This window comes from Inquilinus sp. CA228 (genome assembly GCF_052078665.1).
Classification (GTDB): Bacteria; Pseudomonadota; Alphaproteobacteria; order DSM-16000; family Inquilinaceae; genus Inquilinus.
In genome coordinates this window covers 91,891-108,099 of sequence record NZ_JBQJIK010000015.1, presented here as the reverse complement: position 1 = coordinate 108,099, position 16,209 = coordinate 91,891, and the positions used below count along the sequence as shown (strand labels likewise).

At 69.4% G+C, this 16,209-nt stretch carries 13 protein-coding genes; 4 read left to right on the top strand and 9 right to left on the bottom strand.

What is annotated here, in order from left to right:
* Positions 1-400 precede the first annotated feature (400 nt).
* From ACTOWL_RS09800 to ACTOWL_RS09760, 9 genes are all read right to left on the bottom strand, one after another.
* Entirely contained in the window at positions 401-1,501 is a 1,101-nt protein-coding gene (locus ACTOWL_RS09800; RefSeq protein WP_441321034.1) for a pyridoxal phosphate-dependent aminotransferase, read from the bottom strand.
* A gap of 14 nt (positions 1,502-1,515) precedes the next feature.
* Entirely contained in the window at positions 1,516-3,063 is a 1,548-nt protein-coding gene (locus ACTOWL_RS09795; protein ID WP_441321033.1) for an ABC transporter substrate-binding protein, read from the bottom strand.
* Positions 3,064-3,101: 38 nt separating this feature from the next.
* Positions 3,102-4,784, bottom strand: a complete 1,683-nt coding sequence (locus tag ACTOWL_RS09790; RefSeq protein ID WP_441321032.1) for an ABC transporter ATP-binding protein — start codon at positions 4,782-4,784, stop codon at positions 3,102-3,104.
* Positions 4,784-5,602: an ABC transporter permease gene (locus ACTOWL_RS09785; protein WP_441321031.1), complete on the bottom strand. Its 819-nt coding sequence runs from the start codon at positions 5,600-5,602 to the stop codon at positions 4,784-4,786. The genes ACTOWL_RS09790 and ACTOWL_RS09785 overlap by 1 nt, the downstream gene beginning before the upstream one ends.
* Positions 5,599-6,543: an ABC transporter permease gene (locus ACTOWL_RS09780; protein ID WP_441321030.1), complete on the bottom strand. Its 945-nt coding sequence runs from the start codon at positions 6,541-6,543 to the stop codon at positions 5,599-5,601. Before ACTOWL_RS09780 ends, ACTOWL_RS09785 begins: the two co-directional genes overlap by 4 nt.
* 31 nt (positions 6,544-6,574) lie before the next feature.
* Entirely contained in the window at positions 6,575-8,113 is a 1,539-nt protein-coding gene (locus tag ACTOWL_RS09775; RefSeq protein WP_441321029.1) for an ABC transporter substrate-binding protein, read from the bottom strand.
* 63 nt (positions 8,114-8,176) lie between these two features.
* Positions 8,177-9,049: an alpha/beta hydrolase gene (locus ACTOWL_RS09770; protein ID WP_441321028.1), complete on the bottom strand. Its 873-nt coding sequence runs from the start codon at positions 9,047-9,049 to the stop codon at positions 8,177-8,179.
* Complete coding sequence (locus ACTOWL_RS09765) at positions 9,046-10,119, bottom strand: amidohydrolase family protein (RefSeq protein WP_441321027.1); 1,074 nt, start codon at positions 10,117-10,119, stop codon at positions 9,046-9,048. Before ACTOWL_RS09765 ends, ACTOWL_RS09770 begins: the two co-directional genes overlap by 4 nt.
* A gap of 214 nt (positions 10,120-10,333) precedes the next feature.
* Positions 10,334-11,221 carry a GntR family transcriptional regulator gene (locus tag ACTOWL_RS09760; protein WP_441321026.1) on the bottom strand — a complete coding sequence of 296 codons (888 nt, stop codon included), beginning with the start codon at positions 11,219-11,221 and terminating at the stop codon, positions 10,334-10,336.
* Positions 11,222-11,576: 355 nt separating this feature from the next.
* Here ACTOWL_RS09760 and ACTOWL_RS09755 point away from each other — a divergent pair, with 355 nt between their 5' ends.
* From ACTOWL_RS09755 to ACTOWL_RS09740, 4 genes are read left to right on the top strand one after another with little or no spacing between them, the layout of a single operon-like run.
* Complete coding sequence (locus tag ACTOWL_RS09755) at positions 11,577-13,106, top strand: sugar ABC transporter ATP-binding protein (RefSeq protein WP_441321025.1); 1,530 nt, start codon at positions 11,577-11,579, stop codon at positions 13,104-13,106.
* Entirely contained in the window at positions 13,106-14,095 is a 990-nt protein-coding gene (locus tag ACTOWL_RS09750) for an ABC transporter permease (protein WP_441321024.1), read from the top strand. Before ACTOWL_RS09755 ends, ACTOWL_RS09750 begins: the two co-directional genes overlap by 1 nt.
* A 10-nt stretch (positions 14,096-14,105) precedes the next feature.
* Positions 14,106-15,050, top strand: a complete 945-nt coding sequence (locus ACTOWL_RS09745; RefSeq protein ID WP_441321023.1) for an ABC transporter permease — start codon at positions 14,106-14,108, stop codon at positions 15,048-15,050.
* A gap of 55 nt (positions 15,051-15,105) precedes the next feature.
* Positions 15,106-16,209, top strand: a complete 1,104-nt coding sequence (locus tag ACTOWL_RS09740) for an autoinducer 2 ABC transporter substrate-binding protein (RefSeq protein WP_441321022.1) — start codon at positions 15,106-15,108, stop codon at positions 16,207-16,209.

The window sequence follows — 16,209 nt, the reverse complement described above, 5'->3', positions numbered from 1 at the left end:
TCCTTCAGACCCCGCCTCACGGCGACGCCCTTGCGCTTCGCTAGTCCTTCACCGCCATCAGGCTGGACAGAGGACTTCCACCTCCAAGCTGTCGATCATGCTCGGCACACCGTAGGTTGGGTTCGCGTTGGCGAACCCAACATGCCGCCGCCGTCGCGGCCCTTGATCCTGTTGGGTTCGCTGCCGCGAACCCAACCTACGAGATCCGGATTATTTTGCCTCTCCCGCTTGCGGGAGAGATCGGCGGCGCTTGCGCCTCCGGGTGAGCAAGGGTCCTTTGTCGAGGCCGGGACCCGCTTTACCCGCCAGCGCCAAAGTCGCTCGACATCAGCCCCTGCCCGGATGCATCGACGGGACCCGACCTCGATTCATTCCGCTCCAGGGTCGGGGATTCGCTGGATCAGCCCCGCAGCGCGGCCGAGATCGCGGCCAGGCCGGACTCCAGCTCCTCTCCCGTCGGCCAGCCATAGCCCAGGCGGAAGAAGGTGTCGGGCAGCTCGAACCAGTGGCCCGGCCCGACATAGCAGCCATGGACGTCCAGCAGCCGCCGGTAGAAGGCGCCGGTGCCGCCCGGCGGCTCCACCCGCATCCGCGGGAAGCACACCACCCCGCCCGACGGCGCCACCCAGTCCAGCCGGTCCTCAGCAACGATCCAGTCGGCCACCAAAGCGCGGCGGCGGCGCATCTCCGCCAGGATCGGCTCCAGGATCGCCGCCCGGTTCTCCAGGATCCGCTCGGCGATCCATTCGTCGACGACGCTGCCGCAGATGCTGATCTGCTCCTTGGCCGCCAGGAACAGCTCCTGCAGCGCCGGGTCGCGGGTGACGATCCAGCCGATGCGGATGCCCGGCACGCCATAGGCCTTAGACAGCGACGACACGCCGATGACATGCGGCCCCAGCGTCGCCGCCGGCGGCAGGGCGCCGTCCAGGGACAGGTCGCGATAGGTCTCGTCGACCAGCAGGGGGCAGCCGCTGCGCGCCGCGAGGTCGGCCAGGGCCCGCAGATCCGCGGCGCTGCCCATCGTCCCGGTCGGGTTGTGCGGCGCGGTGACGCTGATCAGCCTGGTGCGCGGCGTGACCGCGGCGGCGACCGCGTCCGGGTCGATCCGGAACCCGTCCTCGAAGCGCAGATCGACCGTGGTCATGGCGCAGCCGATCGCCCGCGGCGTCTCCAGATTGGTCGCGTAGTTCGGGCGCACCACCACCAGATGGTCGTCGCGGCCCAGCAGCGCGGTGGCGACGATGAACAGCGCCCCGGCCGCGCCGCCGGTGATCAGCACGTCGTCGGGCTTCAGCCCCGGCCCTTCCGCCGCGATCAGCGTCCGCAGCACCTCGCTGCCGCGATGGCTGCCGTACAGCAGGGTCAGGTCCGGGATCTGCAGCCCGAGCTGCGACAGGCTGCGGTCCGCCACCGAGCTCTCGGACAGGTTGAAGCGGATCAGGTCGTAGCCGTACTCCTCCGGCGCTTCCACCTCGATCGGCATGCGTGCATATCGCATCGAAATCCCCCGCTTCATTGTTTGAACGATACGCCCCAGGCGCGGGGCGAGCCGAGGGCCCAGCCCTTGTAGCCGACCACATTCGCCCGGGCCGCGCCGGTCCGCACGCCGGAATAGAGCGTGATCATGGCGACGTCCTGGCGGTACAGATTCTCCAGCTGGTCCAGCAGCGCCTGCCGCTTGGCGGTGTCGGAGGTCGCCATGCTGGCGGCCAGCAGCTTCGCCGCCTCCGGATTGTCCCAGACCTTGCGCGGCTGCTTGGTCTTGTCGCCGGAGAACATCTCGAAGGACAGCGACGGGTCGAGCCGCGCGGAGAAGCCGTGCGACATGATCTGGTAGGTGCCGGCCAGGTAGCGGTCCTGCTGCGTCGCCCAGTCGATCACGTCGAGCTCGATATTCAGCCCGGCCTCCTGCGCCATGGCCTGGGCCAGGATCGCCTGGTCGAACATCGGCGCGAAGCGCTTGTTGGTGATCATCTTGATCGGCTGGCCGTTGTAGCCGGCCTCGGCCAGCAGCCGCTTCGCCTCATCGAGGTTGCGCTGCACCACCACGGCCTGCGCCGCCTTGTAATAGGCGCTGGGCGGCGGGATCGGCGAGTTGTTCGGCTGCGACTGGCCGTTGGTGACCTGGCCGACCAGCTCCACCATGTCCAGCGACAGCAGGAACGCCTTGCGGATCCGCACATCCGACAGCAGCGGGTCCTTGGTCTGGAACAGGAAGTCGCTGATGTTCATGGTCGGCGCCGTGTCGGTCACCAGGTCCGGGTTGGCCTGGTAGTCCGCCACATCGGCGCTCTCAACATCGTAGTTCAGGTCGATGTCGCCGGTCTGCAGCGCCGCCTTGGCCGTCGCCTCGTCCGGGATGATCAGGAAGCGGACCTTCGGCACCTCCACCGTCTTGTTGCCGGTCAGGCCGTCGGGCTTGCCCGGCAGCGCCGCGTAGGAGTCGTTGCGCAGCAGGTCGATATACTGGCCGCGCTTCCATTCGCCGAGCTTGAACGGCCCGGTCGCCACCGGCTCCTGCCACTGGCCGTCCGGCCCCAGCGAGCTGCGGTGATAGATGCCGGTGCCGCCGCAATCGGGCCGGGCCAGGGTGCCGAGGAACAGGGCCGACGGCTTCTCCAGCGTGAACACCACGGTGTGCGCGTCCGGCGCCGTCACGCCGGTCACCTTGACCGCGCCGCGGCCGTCGACCTCGGTCAGGCAGCGCCAGCCGGTGGCGGGGTCGGTGTATCGCTTCCAGGCGAACAGCACATCGTCGCTGGTCAGGGGCGCGCCGTTGCTGAACTTGACGTCGTCGCGCAGCGGGAAGGTGTAGGTCAGCCCGTCCGGCGACACCTCGACCGACCTGGCCAGCAGCGGGCCGATCGTCGCGTCTTCCTTGAACGCGACCAGCCCTTCGAACAGATGGGTCTGCACGATATCGGTGTTGCCGTCCCGGTTGGTACCGGGATCGAGCGAGCGGATATCGGCGTTGAGCCGGATCAGCAGCGTGTCGCCCCCCGCCAAGGCCGGCCCGGCCGCGAGGCAGGCCGCCAGCATGGTCAGTGCGATCGTCTTCATCGGAAGCCCCCTTGGTTCGTTCATGGTTCCCGGCCGCGCTACAGGGCGGCGGCCTTGGCCCGCGCCTGCTGTTCCGCCTCGCCGTCCAGCCGCCACAGCAGGCGCACGCCGCCGTTCGGCGCGCTCTCCAGCGCCGGCACCGCTGACAGCAGCCGGCGGGTGTAGTCGTGCTTGGGCGCGTCGAAGATCTCGTCGCGCGTGCCGTGCTCGACGATCCGGCCCTCGCTCATCACCACCACGCGGTCGGCCACCTGCTCGACCACGCCGAGGTCGTGGCTGATGAACAGGCAGGAGAAGCCGTGCCGCGCCTGCAGCCCGGCGAAGAGCTCCAGGATCTGGGCCCGGACGGTGACGTCGAGGGCCGAGACCGGCTCGTCGGCGATGACGAATTTCGGCCGGCGCACCAAAGCGCGGGCGATCGCCACGCGCTGGCGCTGCCCCCCCGACAACTCATGCGGGTAGCGCCCGGCGAAGCTGTCGCCGAGGCCGACCTCGGTCAGCACCTCGCGCACCCGCTCGGCCCTTTGACCCGATGTCATGCCCGCGACGAAGCGCAGCGGCTCGCCTACCAGCCCGCCGATGGTCATGCGCGGGTCGAGCGAGGAGTACGGATCCTGGAACACCATCTGGCAGTTCAGCCGGTAGTCCCAGTAGCCGGCCTCGCTGCGGTGGATCGGCTTGCCGCCGAACAGGATCTCGCCGCCGCTCGGCCGGACCAGCCCGGCGATGGCGTGGCCCAGCGTGGTCTTGCCCGAGCCCGAGCCGCCGACCACGGCCACGACCTGGCGCGGCGCGACCTCCAGGCTGATGCCGTGCAGCGCGCGCTTGCCCGCCTCTTGCCGGAACAGGATCCGGCGTCCGGGATAGTCGACCACCAGATCGCGCACCGCCACCACCGGCGTCTCGCCCGCCGGGAAGCTGCGCGACGGCCCGCGCAGCGGCATCGCCGCCAGCAGCTTGCGCGTATAGGGATGGCGCGGCGCGGCCAGCAGGTCCTGCGCCCGCCCCTGCTCCACGATCTCGCCCTTGCACATGACGATGATCCGGTCGCAGTAGCGGGCGACCATGCCGAGATCGTGGCTGATCAGCAGCACGGCGGTGCGGTGCTCGCGGGTCAGCCCGACCATCAGCTCCAGCACGTCGCGCTGGACCACGGCGTCGAGCGCCGTCGTCGGCTCGTCCGCCACCAGCAGCGCCGGCCGCAGCAGCATCACCGAGGCCAGCATGATGCGCTGGCGCATGCCGCCGGAGAACTGGTGCGGATAGGAGGTCAGCGCCCGCTCCGGATCGCCGAGCCCGACCCGCCGCAGCATGTCGAGGATCAGCTCCCGGCGCTGGGCCGGCTTCAGCTTGCGGTGCAGGGCCAGCCCCTCGTCCAGCTGCTCGCCGAGCAGCATCGACGGGTTCAGCGAGGTCATCGGCTCCTGGAACACCATGCCGATGCGGGCGCCGCGCAGCTGGCGCAGCCGCTTCGGCGGCATCGTCGTGATCTCCTCGCCCTCGAAGCGGACCGACCCGGCGACGCAGCGGATGGCCGGCGGCACCAGCCCCAGCACGGCGCGCGCCGCCAGGGTCTTGCCGGAGCCGGATTCGCCGACGATGCCGACGATCTCGCCGGCATCGACCGAGAAGCCGACGCCGTCGACCACGACCGTACCGGAGCCGGCGATCTGCAGCGTCAGGCCGTCGATGGCGAGCAATGGGTGGTGCTGCCCTGGCATCACGCCGTCCCCCGCATCCGCGGGTCGAGCCGGTCACGGATCGCATCGCCCAGCAGGTTGATGCCGAGCAGGGTCATCGAGATGCACAGGCCCGGGAAGATGCCGAGCCAGACGGCCTGGCCGATATAGGGCCGGCTGCTGGCCAGCATGTTGCCCCAGGTCGGCGCCGGCGGCGGCACGCCGAGCCCGAGGAAGGACAGCGCGCTTTCGGCCAGCAGCGCCCAGCCGAACATCGAGGTCGCCAGCACGGTCAGCGGCGCCAGGCAGTTCGGCAGCACGTGCCGCAGCATGGTGTAGCCTTCGGAGTTGCCGATGACGCGCGAGGAGGCGATGAACTCCTGCTCGCGCAGCGACAGCACGGTGCCGCGCATGATGCGGGCGACCGACGGCGCATAGGCCAGGCCGAGCGCCACGATGATCCCGTATTTGTTGGCGCCGACCACGGCCAGCAGCCCGAGCGCCAAGAGGATGCCGGGGAAGGCCAGCAGGGCGTCGTTGAACGCCATGACGATGCGGTCGACCCAGCCGCGGACATAGCCGGAGAAGACGCCGATCGCGGTGCCCAGCACGACCGCGACGGTGACGGTCAGCAGGCTGATCCAGACGCTGGTCGCGGCCCCGGCCATGATCCGGCTGAGCACGTCGCGGCCGAACTCGTCGGTGCCCAGCCAATGCGCGACGGTGGGGGCGCCGAGCTTGGCGCGGAAGCTGATCGCCAGCGGGTCGTAGGGCGTCCACAGCGCCCCGCTGGCCGCGGTGGCGAGCAGGACGGCGATGAGCGTGCCGCCGGTGACGGTGTTGAGGGAGAGGCGTTTCATTCCACGGCCACCCGCGGATCGAAGATCGGGTAGCAGAGATCCACGATCAGGTTGACGAGCACATAGGTGATCGCGACGAACAGCAGGCATCCCTGGATGACCGGATAGTCGCGGGCGAAGATCGAATCGACGAGCAGGCGACCGAGCCCGGGGATGGTGAACACCGTCTCCACCACTGCGATGCCGCCCAGCAGGTTGCCCAGCACCAGGCCGATCAGCGTCCAGGTCGGCCCGAACGCATTCTTGAAGGCGTGCCGGCGCAGCACCGCCCCTTCCGACAGCCCCTTCGCCCGGGCGTGGGTGATGTAGTCCAGCCGCAGCACCTCCAGCGTCGAGGCGCGGGCCATGCGCAGGATCACGCCGGTCTCGTGCAGGAACAGCGTCAGGATCGGCATGACCAGATACAGCAGGCCGCGCATCGGGTCCTCGGCGACCGAGACGTAGCCGACCACCGGCAGCCAGGCGAGCTTGAGCCCCAGGAACAGCAGCAGCAGTAGGCCGAGCCAGAAGGTCGGCACCGATAGGAACAGCGTCGCCGTCGCCACCAGCGCGATGTCCGTCCGGCTGTTCTGGCGCCAGGCGGCGATCACGCCGGCCGGCACCGCGGCCAGGCTGGCCAGCAGCACCGCCGCCAGCACCACCTGGGCGCTGACCCAGAACCGCTCCAGGATCAGCGGCAGCACCGCCTCCTGCGAGGTGATGGACTGGCCGAGATCCCCCCGCAGCAGATGGCCGAACCAGATCGCGAACTGGACCAGGATGCCCTGGTCCAGCCCGAGCCGGTGCCGCAGGTCGGCGAGGCTGGCGGGGTCGGCCAGGTCGCCCAGCATCAGCGCGGCCGGGTCGCCCGGGATCAGCCGGATCAGGGCGAACACCGACACTGCCACGATCAGCAGCGTCGGGATCGCCATGGCCACGCGCGTCAGAATGAAACGGAGCATATGGTCTCTCGACTTCGGGGGGCGCGGCCGGTCAGCTCTTGGCCACGCCCCACAGGATCAGGTTCGACGCCCACGGCTTCAGGCCGGTGATGCGCTTGTTGTGGGCCAGGCAGTCATTGTCGTTGTGGGTGAAGATCACCGGCACGTCCTCCAGCAGCATCTTGTGCAGCTGGTCGAAGATCGGCTGCCGCTCCTTCGGGTCGGTGACCTGCATCGCCTTGTCGATCAGGGCCAGCGCCTCCGGGTTCTCCCAGACCTTGCGCGGCTGCTTGTCCTTGGGGCCGGAGATCTGCTCGAAGCCGAGCGCGACGTCGAAGCGCGGCGAATAGGACGTGGCCTCCATCATGTAGGCCCCGGTGTTGTACTTATCGAGCTGGGCGGCCCAGTCCAGCACCTCGATCTCGACGTTCAGCCCGACCGCCTGCCACATCTGCTGGGCGATCACCGCCGTGTTGAAGCTGGGCACGGTCGACCGCTTGTTGGCGATCAGGACGATCTTCTCGCCCTTGTAGCCGGCCTCCGCGAGCAGCGTCTTGGCTCGCTCGGGGTCGTAGGTGAAGCCCTGCTGCTCGACCGGGCCGTAATATTGCGAGGTCCGGTAGACCGGCGAGTTGTTGACCTTGCCGATGCCCTCGGTCACCGCATCGACCAGCGCCTGGTAGTCGATCGCCGCGGCCATGGCCTGGCGGATCTTGACGTTCTTCAGCACCGGGTCGCGGGTCTGCAGGATGATGCTGTGGCGCACCGGGTTGGTGCCGAGCTCGACCGTCAGGTTCGGGTCGGCCTGCAGCTCCTTCACCTCGCTCTCCGGCACCGAGGAGACGTCGATCGCGCCGGATTGCAGCCCGGCCTTGACCGTCGCGGCGTCGGGGATGGCCAGGAAGCGCACCTCCTTCACCAGCGGCTTCTTCAGGCCCAGGAAGCCGTCGCGCTTGTCGCCCGGCGGCGAGACGTAGTCGTCGAAGGCGGTCAGCGACACCGACTGGCCGCGCTTCCATTCGCCGAACTTGAACGGGCCGGTGCCGATCGGCTTGTCCCAGCTGCCGTCGGCCTTGACCGACTCCGGGTGCAGGACGCCGGTGCCGCCGCAATCGGTCAGCGCCAGCTGGTCCAGGAAGATCGCGTTCGGCTTGTCCAGCACCATGACGAAGGTGTCGGGAGCCGGCGCCGTGGCCGACACCACCTTGGTGCCGTTGCGGCCGTCGAAATTCGGCAGGCACCGCCACTCCGTCTTCGGGTCCATGTAGCGGTTCCAGCTCCACAGCACCTCGGCCGAGGTCAGCGGGGCGCCGTTGTGGAACTTCACCCCCTGGCGCAGGGTGAAGGTGTAGGTCGTGCCGTCGGGCGAGACGTCGACCGTCTGCGCCAGCAGCGGCCCGACCTCGCCGCCCTCCGAATTGCCGACCAGGCCCTCGACCACGTGCAGGATCACCATGTCGGTGTTGCCGTCCCGGTTCACGCCGGGGTCGGAGCTGCGGATGTCCTGGTTCAGCGCCGCGGTGATGGTCTGCGCGGCGGCCGGACCGGCCATCGCCGCCAGAGCGGCAAAAATGAGCGTCCATCGTTTCATGATTGTGCCTCCTGTTTGTCCGATACCGGCGCCTTGTGCCTGGCGCCTGATTGTTGCCGCCGGTCAGCCGGCCATGGCCCGGCGGCGCCCCAGCACCTCCGCCAGGAAGGTCTGGACCTCCGGCACGGCTGCCAGCCCGTCATGGGCCATGCTCGGCACCAGATCGAAGCGCACGGCGACGCCGGCGGCTTCGAAGGTCCGCTGCAGGCTGGCCAGCCTCTCCGGCCGGTTGCGGCCTGCATGGTTGGCGTCCGGCATCCAGTGGCGGCCGCCCGGGCGGTGGGTGATCTCCCAGGTCTCCAGGTCGGCGGCGCCGACCACCATCTGCACCGGCACGCGGGCCAGGGCGGCGGGGTCGACGGCGATGCCGAACAGCGCCTCGGTGTTGCGGGTGCCGACCCACCAGTCGCGCGTCGGGTCCAAGAGCGTGACCGAGCCCGGCGCGCCGATGCAGGCGGCCCACAGCCGGTCCGGGTGCAGCATCAGGAAGCGGTGGGTGAAGTGCCCGCCGCCGGAATAGCCGAACAGGGCGAAGCGGCGGGACGGCAGGGCGTAGCGCTCGGCCACCTCATCGACGATGGCGATCAGCGCCCGGTCGTAGCGGATGTCGCCTTCACGCATGTATTTGAAGCCGTCACGGTTGCCGTCGCCCAGCACGCCGACCGGGAACAGCGGCGCCAGGATGATGCAGTTGTTCCAGCGGCCGAATTCGGCGAAGGCGTCGCGGTAGCCGACGAAGTCGCGGCCGGTGCCGTGCATCGTCACCACCAGATCCGGCAGCGGGCCGGCGGGCGTGGCTGGCGGGACGTAGAGGCAGTAGGCGAAGCGCGGATCCGCCTGGCTGGCGAAGATCGTGGTCCGGCCGAAGTCGAACTGGGCGCGGTTGCGCTCGACGAACTCCTGCTCCGCGCTGCGGTCGATCACGGCTTCGGTCATGGTCTTGCCTCCTCGCCGGCCGGCACGGTGTCGTGCCGCGCCCGGTCGATCTCGATGCGGTAGGTCCGCGCCGCATTGCGGCTGAAGAAGGCCGACCGCTCGGCCTCCGAGAAACCCCGGGTCAGCCGCTTGAAGGCGTTGGCCAGGGCGTTGTAGCTGCAGCTCTGCTTGTCGACCGGGAAGTTGCTCTCGAACAGGCAGCGGTCGATGCCGAACCGGTCGAAGCATTCCTCGGCATAGGGGCGCCACGCGGCGGCCAGCTCGGTCGAACCCGGCGGCACGGCACGCTCGTGGAAGTCGAAGCCGTAATAGAGCATGCCCAGGCCCCCGACCTTGACCAGGACGTTCGGGCATTGCGCGAGGGCAGCGATCCCGTGGCGCCACAGCGCCAGCACCTCGTCGCGGCGGCCGGCATAGGCGCCGACGCCGAGCGGGCCGCCGACATGGTTCAGGATGATCGCGGTGTCCGGAAAGGCCCGGGCCAGGTCGACCAGCTCGTCGAGCTGGGGATGGAACAGCCAGGCGTCGAAGCTGAGGCCCAGCGGCGCCAGCGCGGCGAAGCCCTCGCGAAAGTCCGGGTCCAGCGCCAGGCCGCGCGGCCCCGGCTTGCCGAACATGCCGATGCCCGCCGCGTCCCAGCGCAGCGGCTGGCGGATGCCGCGGAACCGGCCCTGCCCGGCCTCGATATGGGCGTTGAGAACCTCCTGGACACGGGTCCCGAGGCGCAGATCGGCCCGGCCGACGATCGCCGCGCCGACCCCGTTCGACGCGCCCGCCGCCTCTGCCGCGATGAACTCGGTCTCGCCGACCGGCCGCAACTCTTCCGGGCCATCGGGCCGGTAGCCGGCGCCGCATTCGATGCAGACCGTCGCGACCACGGCATGGCCGCCGGCATCCGAAGCCAGATCGCCCGGCAGATAGTTGCCGCTGTCGCGGCGCCACAGGTGGTGATGGCTGTCGACCATCGGCAGGTCCGGCTCCAGCGCCGGCTCCGTGGCACCGCTCTGCCAGACCGCGAGCGCGGCCAGCGACCGCACCGCGTTGCGCCGGGGGTCGTAGGCCGGGATCATGCCGACATATCCTCCGCCATCCCCGTCATGTCTTCGCCCGCCGAGGGGAGCACCGGCCGGCCGCGGGCTACGGCTCGGTCGGCATCGCTGCAATGGGAGCGGCCGCGCCATGGGTGCGAGCGACAACCACCATCGATGGATTGCATAATACAGCAACGTAAGTCAATTCGATTTTGCACGAAAGGGTGCCGCCGGTCTCGCAGCAGGCTCGGGCCTAAGCCAGGGTGCCGTCGGCCTTCAGCTTGAGGGCGTATTCCAGGTGGAAGCGGATGAACTCGGCCGCCTTGGCGACATCGCCGGCCTCGAGCAGGTCGAGGATGCGCAGATGCTCCAGCGACTGGCCGACCAGGCGGCTGCGGTCGAGCGTCTTGCGGTACTCCGCCAGCCGGCGGCTTGCATTCACCCGCTTGATCGATTCGAGGAAGTACAGGTTGCCCGAGCCGGCGACGATCATCTCGTGGAACTGCGAGTTGATCTCGAACAGCTTGGTGCGCGACAGGGTGCGGTAGTCGCCGTCCAGCAGGGCCTGCTGCTGCGTCCGCGCCCGGCGGAACGCCTCCTCGTCGACCGTGTAGCCCGGCTGCAGGATGGCGGCGGGCTCGATCGCGATGCGGAACTGATAGGCCATCCGGTAGGCCTCGCTGGAGGTCAGCACCGGCAGGAAGCCCCAGCCCTTGCCGGGCAGGCGCTCGACCCATCCCTCCCGCGCCATCCGCGTCAGGATCCGGATCGCCTCGCTGCGCGACAGGTCGTAGCGCCGCATGATCTCGTTCTCGCTGACCCGGTCCGGCAGCCGGCCGGACAGCCGGTCGTCGGCGAGCTGGAAATAGGCCTCCTCCCCCGCCTCCGGGCTGGCATCGGCCGCGATCTCCGCGGCCAGGGCGGCCGGGTCCTGCGCCAGGAAGAAGCCCCGGTTGGCCTCGCGCCGGACGACGCCCCGGGCCTCGAGCAGCTTCAGCGCATCATTGACCGGGGACCGCGACACGCGGAACAGGTCGGCCAGCTTCTGCGCCGGCAGATGGTCGTTCGCCCGCAGCGGCTGGTCGCGGGCGTAGTCGATGATGCGCGCGGCGATCTGCGGCGTCAGCGGTGACGGCGGCATCGGCCCCTCTCGGTATGGCGGCCGAAGATTGTACTTTTATTCGTCATTATGCAATAGACCCCGCGCGGTTGCTCCTGGCAGTCGCAGGATGACCGTCTAGCACTGTCGATCCCGGGTGTCGTGTTCCCCGAGGGCGGACCGGATCCCCCTTGGAGGACGTGACAGTAAAACCTCTTTATGGTCTGATGATTGGAACTGGGACGAAGCGCCCCGCGCCTCGATCTCCAATGACGGTCTTCGGAACCGGATCGACAGGGATGGACGCCACCCATGGGGATCAGCCGACAGAGCGCATCGGCGGAGCAGGGCTCTCCCGGCTGCGCCCGGCGCCAGCCGTTCGGATCCGAGGCCGGCCTTGACCGTCGCTGACACCGGCATGACCGCGGTCGTCGAGCTCGCCGGTGTGTCCAAATCCTTCTCCGGGCTGACGGTGCTGAAGGACATCAGCTTCGACGTGCGTCCCGGCGAGGTCCATGCCCTGCTCGGCGAGAACGGCGCCGGCAAGTCGACGCTGATCAAGATCCTCGCCGGCGTGCACCGGGCCGATGCCGGGGAGCTGCGCGTCGACGGCAGGCCGACGAGCTTCGCCTCGCCGCGCGAGGCGCAGCAGGCCGGCATCGCCACGGTCTACCAGGAACTGCTGCTGTTCCCCGAGCTCACGGTCGCCGAGAACATCTTCCTCGGCCATGCGCCGCGCCGGTCCTGGGGCGGGCTAGACTGGGAGGCGATGCGGATCAGGGCGCGCGAGCTGCTCGATTCCCTCGACAGTCACGATCTCGACGTCGACGCCAGGGTGGGCAGCCTTTCGGTCGCCAACCGCCAGCGTGTCGAGATCGCCAAGGCCCTGTCCTGGAACGCCCGCCTGGTCATCATGGACGAGCCGACGGCGGCGCTGGCGGACGCCGACGTCAAGCGGCTGATGGATGTGGTGCGCCGGCTGCGCGGCCAGGGCGTCGGCATCGTCTATGTCAGCCACCGCATGGCGGAGATCTTCGCCCTGGCCGACCGGGTCACCGTGCTGCGGGACGGGGCACTGATCGGCACCAGGCCGATCGGCGAGGTCGACGAGAAGACGCTGGTGTCGATGATGGTCGGCCGCTCGATCGAACAGCTGTTCCCCAAGGGCGAGGCGACAATCGGGCGGACCATGCTCGAGCTGCGCAACGTCTCGTACAGCACGACGGTGAAGGACATCTCCCTGTCGCTGCACGCCGGCGAGATCCTGGGCATCGCCGGGCTGGTCGGCTCGGGCCGCACCGAGCTGGCGCTCACCGTCTTCGGCATCACCCCGGCCACATCGGGGGAGATCCTGCTGGACGGCAAGCCGGTCGTGATCGGCGGGCCGGGCCAGGCGCGGGACCTTGGCATCGCCTATGTGCCGGAGGACCGGGGCCTGCAGGGCCTGATCCGGCCGCAGACGGTGCGCGAGAATGTGTCGCTTGCGGTCCTCGGCCGGATCGCCAAGGCCTCCATCGTCGACCTCCGGCGCGAAGGCGCCCTCGCCCGCGACGCCATCAAGCGCTTCGGCATCCGCACCCGCGGGCCCGAACAGGCGGTGCGCCAGCTGTCCGGCGGCAACCAGCAGAAGGTGGTGCTGGCGAAATGGCTGGCCACCGAGCCGCGCATCCTGATCCTCGACGAGCCGACGCGCGGCATCGATGTCGGCGCCAAGGCCGAGGTGCATGCCCTGATCAGCCGGCTCGCCGCCCAGGGCCTCGCCATCCTGCTGATCTCGAGCGAGCTTCCCGAGGTGCTGGGCATGAGCGACCGTATCCTGGTCATGAGCGGCGGGCGCATCGCCGCCGCCTTCGACCGGGCGGAGGCGACGCCGGACGCGGTCGGCGCGGCGATGACGCGGTCCGGCGACACGGCGGAGGCCGCCTGATGACGATGATCACGGCCGCGGCCCGCTCCTCGGCCCGGAGCGGACGGCTCGGCCGCTTCCTGGGCGCCTACGGCCAGGAGTTGGTCATCCTGGGCGCCCTCGTCGTGCTCTTCGTCGTGGTCGGCGCGGTCAACCCGCGCTTCCTGAGCGACACCAACCTGACCAGCATCTTCTCGAGCAACGCCTATATCGCCGTGGCCGCGCTGGGCATGTCCCTGGTGATCATCTCGGGCCATATCGACGTGTCGATCGGCTCGCTGATCGGCGTGCTCGCCACGCTCTCCGGCACGCTCGCGGTCGGCGGCTATCCGGTCTGGGTCGCCTGGACCGCGCCGATCCTCGCCGGCGTGGTGGTCAACGCCTTCGTCGGCGGCCTCGTCGCCTATGCCCGCATCCCGTCGATCGTGGTGACGCTCGGCATGCTGTCGATCCTGAAGGGCGGCCTGATCAGCGTCACCGACGGCGCCTGGATCACCAACCTGCCGGCCGACTACCTGATCGCCCAGAAGCGCCTCTTCGGCCTGCCGCTGCCGATCTATTTCATGGTCGTGCTGACGCTCCTGACTGCCTTCTGGATGCGCTACTCGGCCTTCGGACGGTCGATCTATGCCGTCGGCGGCAATGCCGAGGCGGCGCGGGCGACCGGCATCCGGATCGAGGGGACGACGGTCGCCGTCTTCGCCATCCACGGCGTCTTCGCCGGCATCACCGCCGTGCTGTTCGCGACCCAGCTCCAGGTCATCCAGTCGACCGTGCCGCCCAATCTCGAGCTCACGGTCATCACCGCCTCGGTCATCGGCGGGGTGTCGATCCTGGGCGGCACCGGCACGGTGATCGGCTCGACCCTCGCCGCCCTGCTGTTCGCCACCATCGGCTCGGCGCTGATCTTCCTCAACGTGTCGGCCTACTGGCTGCGCGCCGTGCTCGGCCTCCTCATCCTCGTCACGGTGCTCGCCGACATGGTGCGGCGCCGGCGCGTCGCGCTCTGAGGAGGCGCCGGTGTCGCTGCGCTTCCTTCTCCGGCACGAGACGATCCTCGCCATCCTGGTCACGCTGGCGCTGGCCCTGCTGGCCACCCAGTCCGACCGCTTCTTCACCATCGACAACCTGCTGAACCAGGGCCGGCTGATGGCCGAGGTCGGGCTGGTGGCGCTGGCCATGACCTTCGTCATCGTCACCGGCGGCATCGACCTGTCGGTCGGATCGATCCTGGGGCTCTGCGCCATCCTGCTCGGCGTGTTCTGGAAAAATCTGGGCCTGCCGCTGCCCGCCGCGATGGCCCTGGCGCTCGCGGTCGGCGCCGTGGCGGGCCTGGTCAACGGCCTGATCATCACCCGCTTCCGGGTGCCGCCGCTGATCGCCACCCTGGCCACCCTCGCCCTCTATCGCGGGCTGGCCGAGGGCATCAGCCAGGCGCGCTCGGTGCGCGGCTATCCCGACTGGTTCTTCGGCCTCGGCCAGGGCGAGGCGCTCGGCGTGCCCTCGCAGCTCTGGATCCTGCTGATCGTCACCGTGGCCGCCGCCGTGGTGCTCGGCCTCACCACCTTCGGCCGGTCGACCTATTCGGTCGGCGCCAACGAGACCGCCGCCCGTTTCTCGGGCATCGGTGTCGACCGCACCAAGCTGCTGATCTATACCGGCTCGGGCCTGATGGCGGGGCTCGCCGCCGTGGTCTTCGTGTCGCGCGTGTCGACCACGCGCTCGGACATGGGCACGGGGCTGGAGCTCGACGTCATCACCGCCGTCGTCCTCGGCGGCACCAGCATCTTCGGCGGGCGCGGCACGATCGTCGGCACCGTGCTGGGCCTGATCCTGATGCAGGCCATCAAGAACGGCCTGTCCCTGGCCGGGGTGAAGGGCGACGGCACCATCGTCGTCATCGGCGTGGTGCTGATCATCGCCATTCTCGCCGGCAACCTGTTCCGCCGCGACGGCGACGGCTGACCAAGAAACGCGGGCCTCGCCGGATTCCGGCCCGCAAACAGTGGAGGAGATGGACATGAGGCGGACGACTTGGGCCCTGGCGCTCGGCGTGCTGCTGGCCGCCGGTGCGGCGCGGGCGGATTCCTGGACGGGCGGCGACGACCTGCCGACCAGTCCGCTGGCCTGCGACGGGACGGCCGCCGCTGCGGCGGCGAAGCCCTATGACGGCGGCACCCCGACCGGCGCGCCGGACCGCGCGGGCAAGCCGCTCACCGTGGTCGACATTCCGAAGCTGATCGGCATCGGCTATTTCAACGCCACCTCGAAGGGCATCGCCGACGCGGCCAAGGAGCTCGGCAACGTCACCGCCAAGACGGACGGGCCGACCAAGGCCAATATCGACGAGCAGATCACCTTCATCGACAACACCATCACCAGCGGCGTCGACGGCATCCTGTTCGCCGCCAACGACCCCGTGGCCATCGCGCCGGTGCTGAAGAAGGCCTTGTCGAAGGGCATCAACGTCGTCGGCTACGACGCCAACTCGACGCCGGACGCCCGCCAGTGGTTCGTCAACCAGGCGGAGTTCAACGGCATCGCCAAGTCGCTGATCGACAACCTGGCGAAGGAGATCGGCGAGGAAGCCTCCTTCGCCATCGTCACCTCGACCTTCACCACGCCGAACCAGGCGCGCTGGATCGCCGAGATGGCGGCCTATGCCGAGAAGTGCCATCCGAAGCTGAAATGGCTGGAGACGGTCGAGGCGCAGGAGGACAACATCCTGTCCTTCAACCAGGCGACGACGCTGATCAACAAGCATGGCGACGAGCTCAAGGGCATCGTCGGCATGACCAGCGTGGCGACCCCGGCCTCCGCCGAGGCGGTCACCCAGGCCGGCAAATGCGGCTCGATCGCCGTGATCGGCCTGGCCACGCCCAACGCCATGAAGCCCTATGTGGCGAAGGATTGCGTCAAGTCGGTGGTGCTGTGGAACCCGGTCGACCTCGGCTATGCCGCGATGTATGTGCTGCGGGCCGTGGCCGACGGCACGCTCAAGCCCGGCGCGACCTCGGTGAAGGCCGGCAAGCTCGGCGACCTCCAGGTCGTCAACGGCAGCGAGATCCTGCTCGGGGCGCCCTTCGTCTACACCAAGGAGAACATCGACAAGTTCGACTTCTGA

Coding starts and splice junctions, on each gene's coding strand:
- ACTOWL_RS09800 (WP_441321034.1), bottom strand. CDS start 1,501: ATGCGATATGCACGCATGCCGATCGAGGTGGAAGCGCCGGAGGAGTAC.
- ACTOWL_RS09795 (WP_441321033.1), bottom strand. CDS start 3,063: ATGAAGACGATCGCACTGACCATGCTGGCGGCCTGCCTCGCGGCCGGG.
- ACTOWL_RS09790 (WP_441321032.1), bottom strand. CDS start 4,784: ATGCCAGGGCAGCACCACCCATTGCTCGCCATCGACGGCCTGACGCTG.
- ACTOWL_RS09785 (WP_441321031.1), bottom strand. CDS start 5,602: ATGAAACGCCTCTCCCTCAACACCGTCACCGGCGGCACGCTCATCGCC.
- ACTOWL_RS09780 (WP_441321030.1), bottom strand. CDS start 6,543: ATGCTCCGTTTCATTCTGACGCGCGTGGCCATGGCGATCCCGACGCTG.
- ACTOWL_RS09775 (WP_441321029.1), bottom strand. CDS start 8,113: ATGAAACGATGGACGCTCATTTTTGCCGCTCTGGCGGCGATGGCCGGT.
- ACTOWL_RS09770 (WP_441321028.1), bottom strand. CDS start 9,049: ATGACCGAAGCCGTGATCGACCGCAGCGCGGAGCAGGAGTTCGTCGAG.
- ACTOWL_RS09765 (WP_441321027.1), bottom strand. CDS start 10,119: ATGATCCCGGCCTACGACCCCCGGCGCAACGCGGTGCGGTCGCTGGCC.
- ACTOWL_RS09760 (WP_441321026.1), bottom strand. CDS start 11,221: ATGCCGCCGTCACCGCTGACGCCGCAGATCGCCGCGCGCATCATCGAC.
- ACTOWL_RS09750 (WP_441321024.1), top strand. CDS start 13,106: ATGACGATGATCACGGCCGCGGCCCGCTCCTCGGCCCGGAGCGGACGG.
- ACTOWL_RS09740 (WP_441321022.1), top strand. CDS start 15,106: ATGAGGCGGACGACTTGGGCCCTGGCGCTCGGCGTGCTGCTGGCCGCC.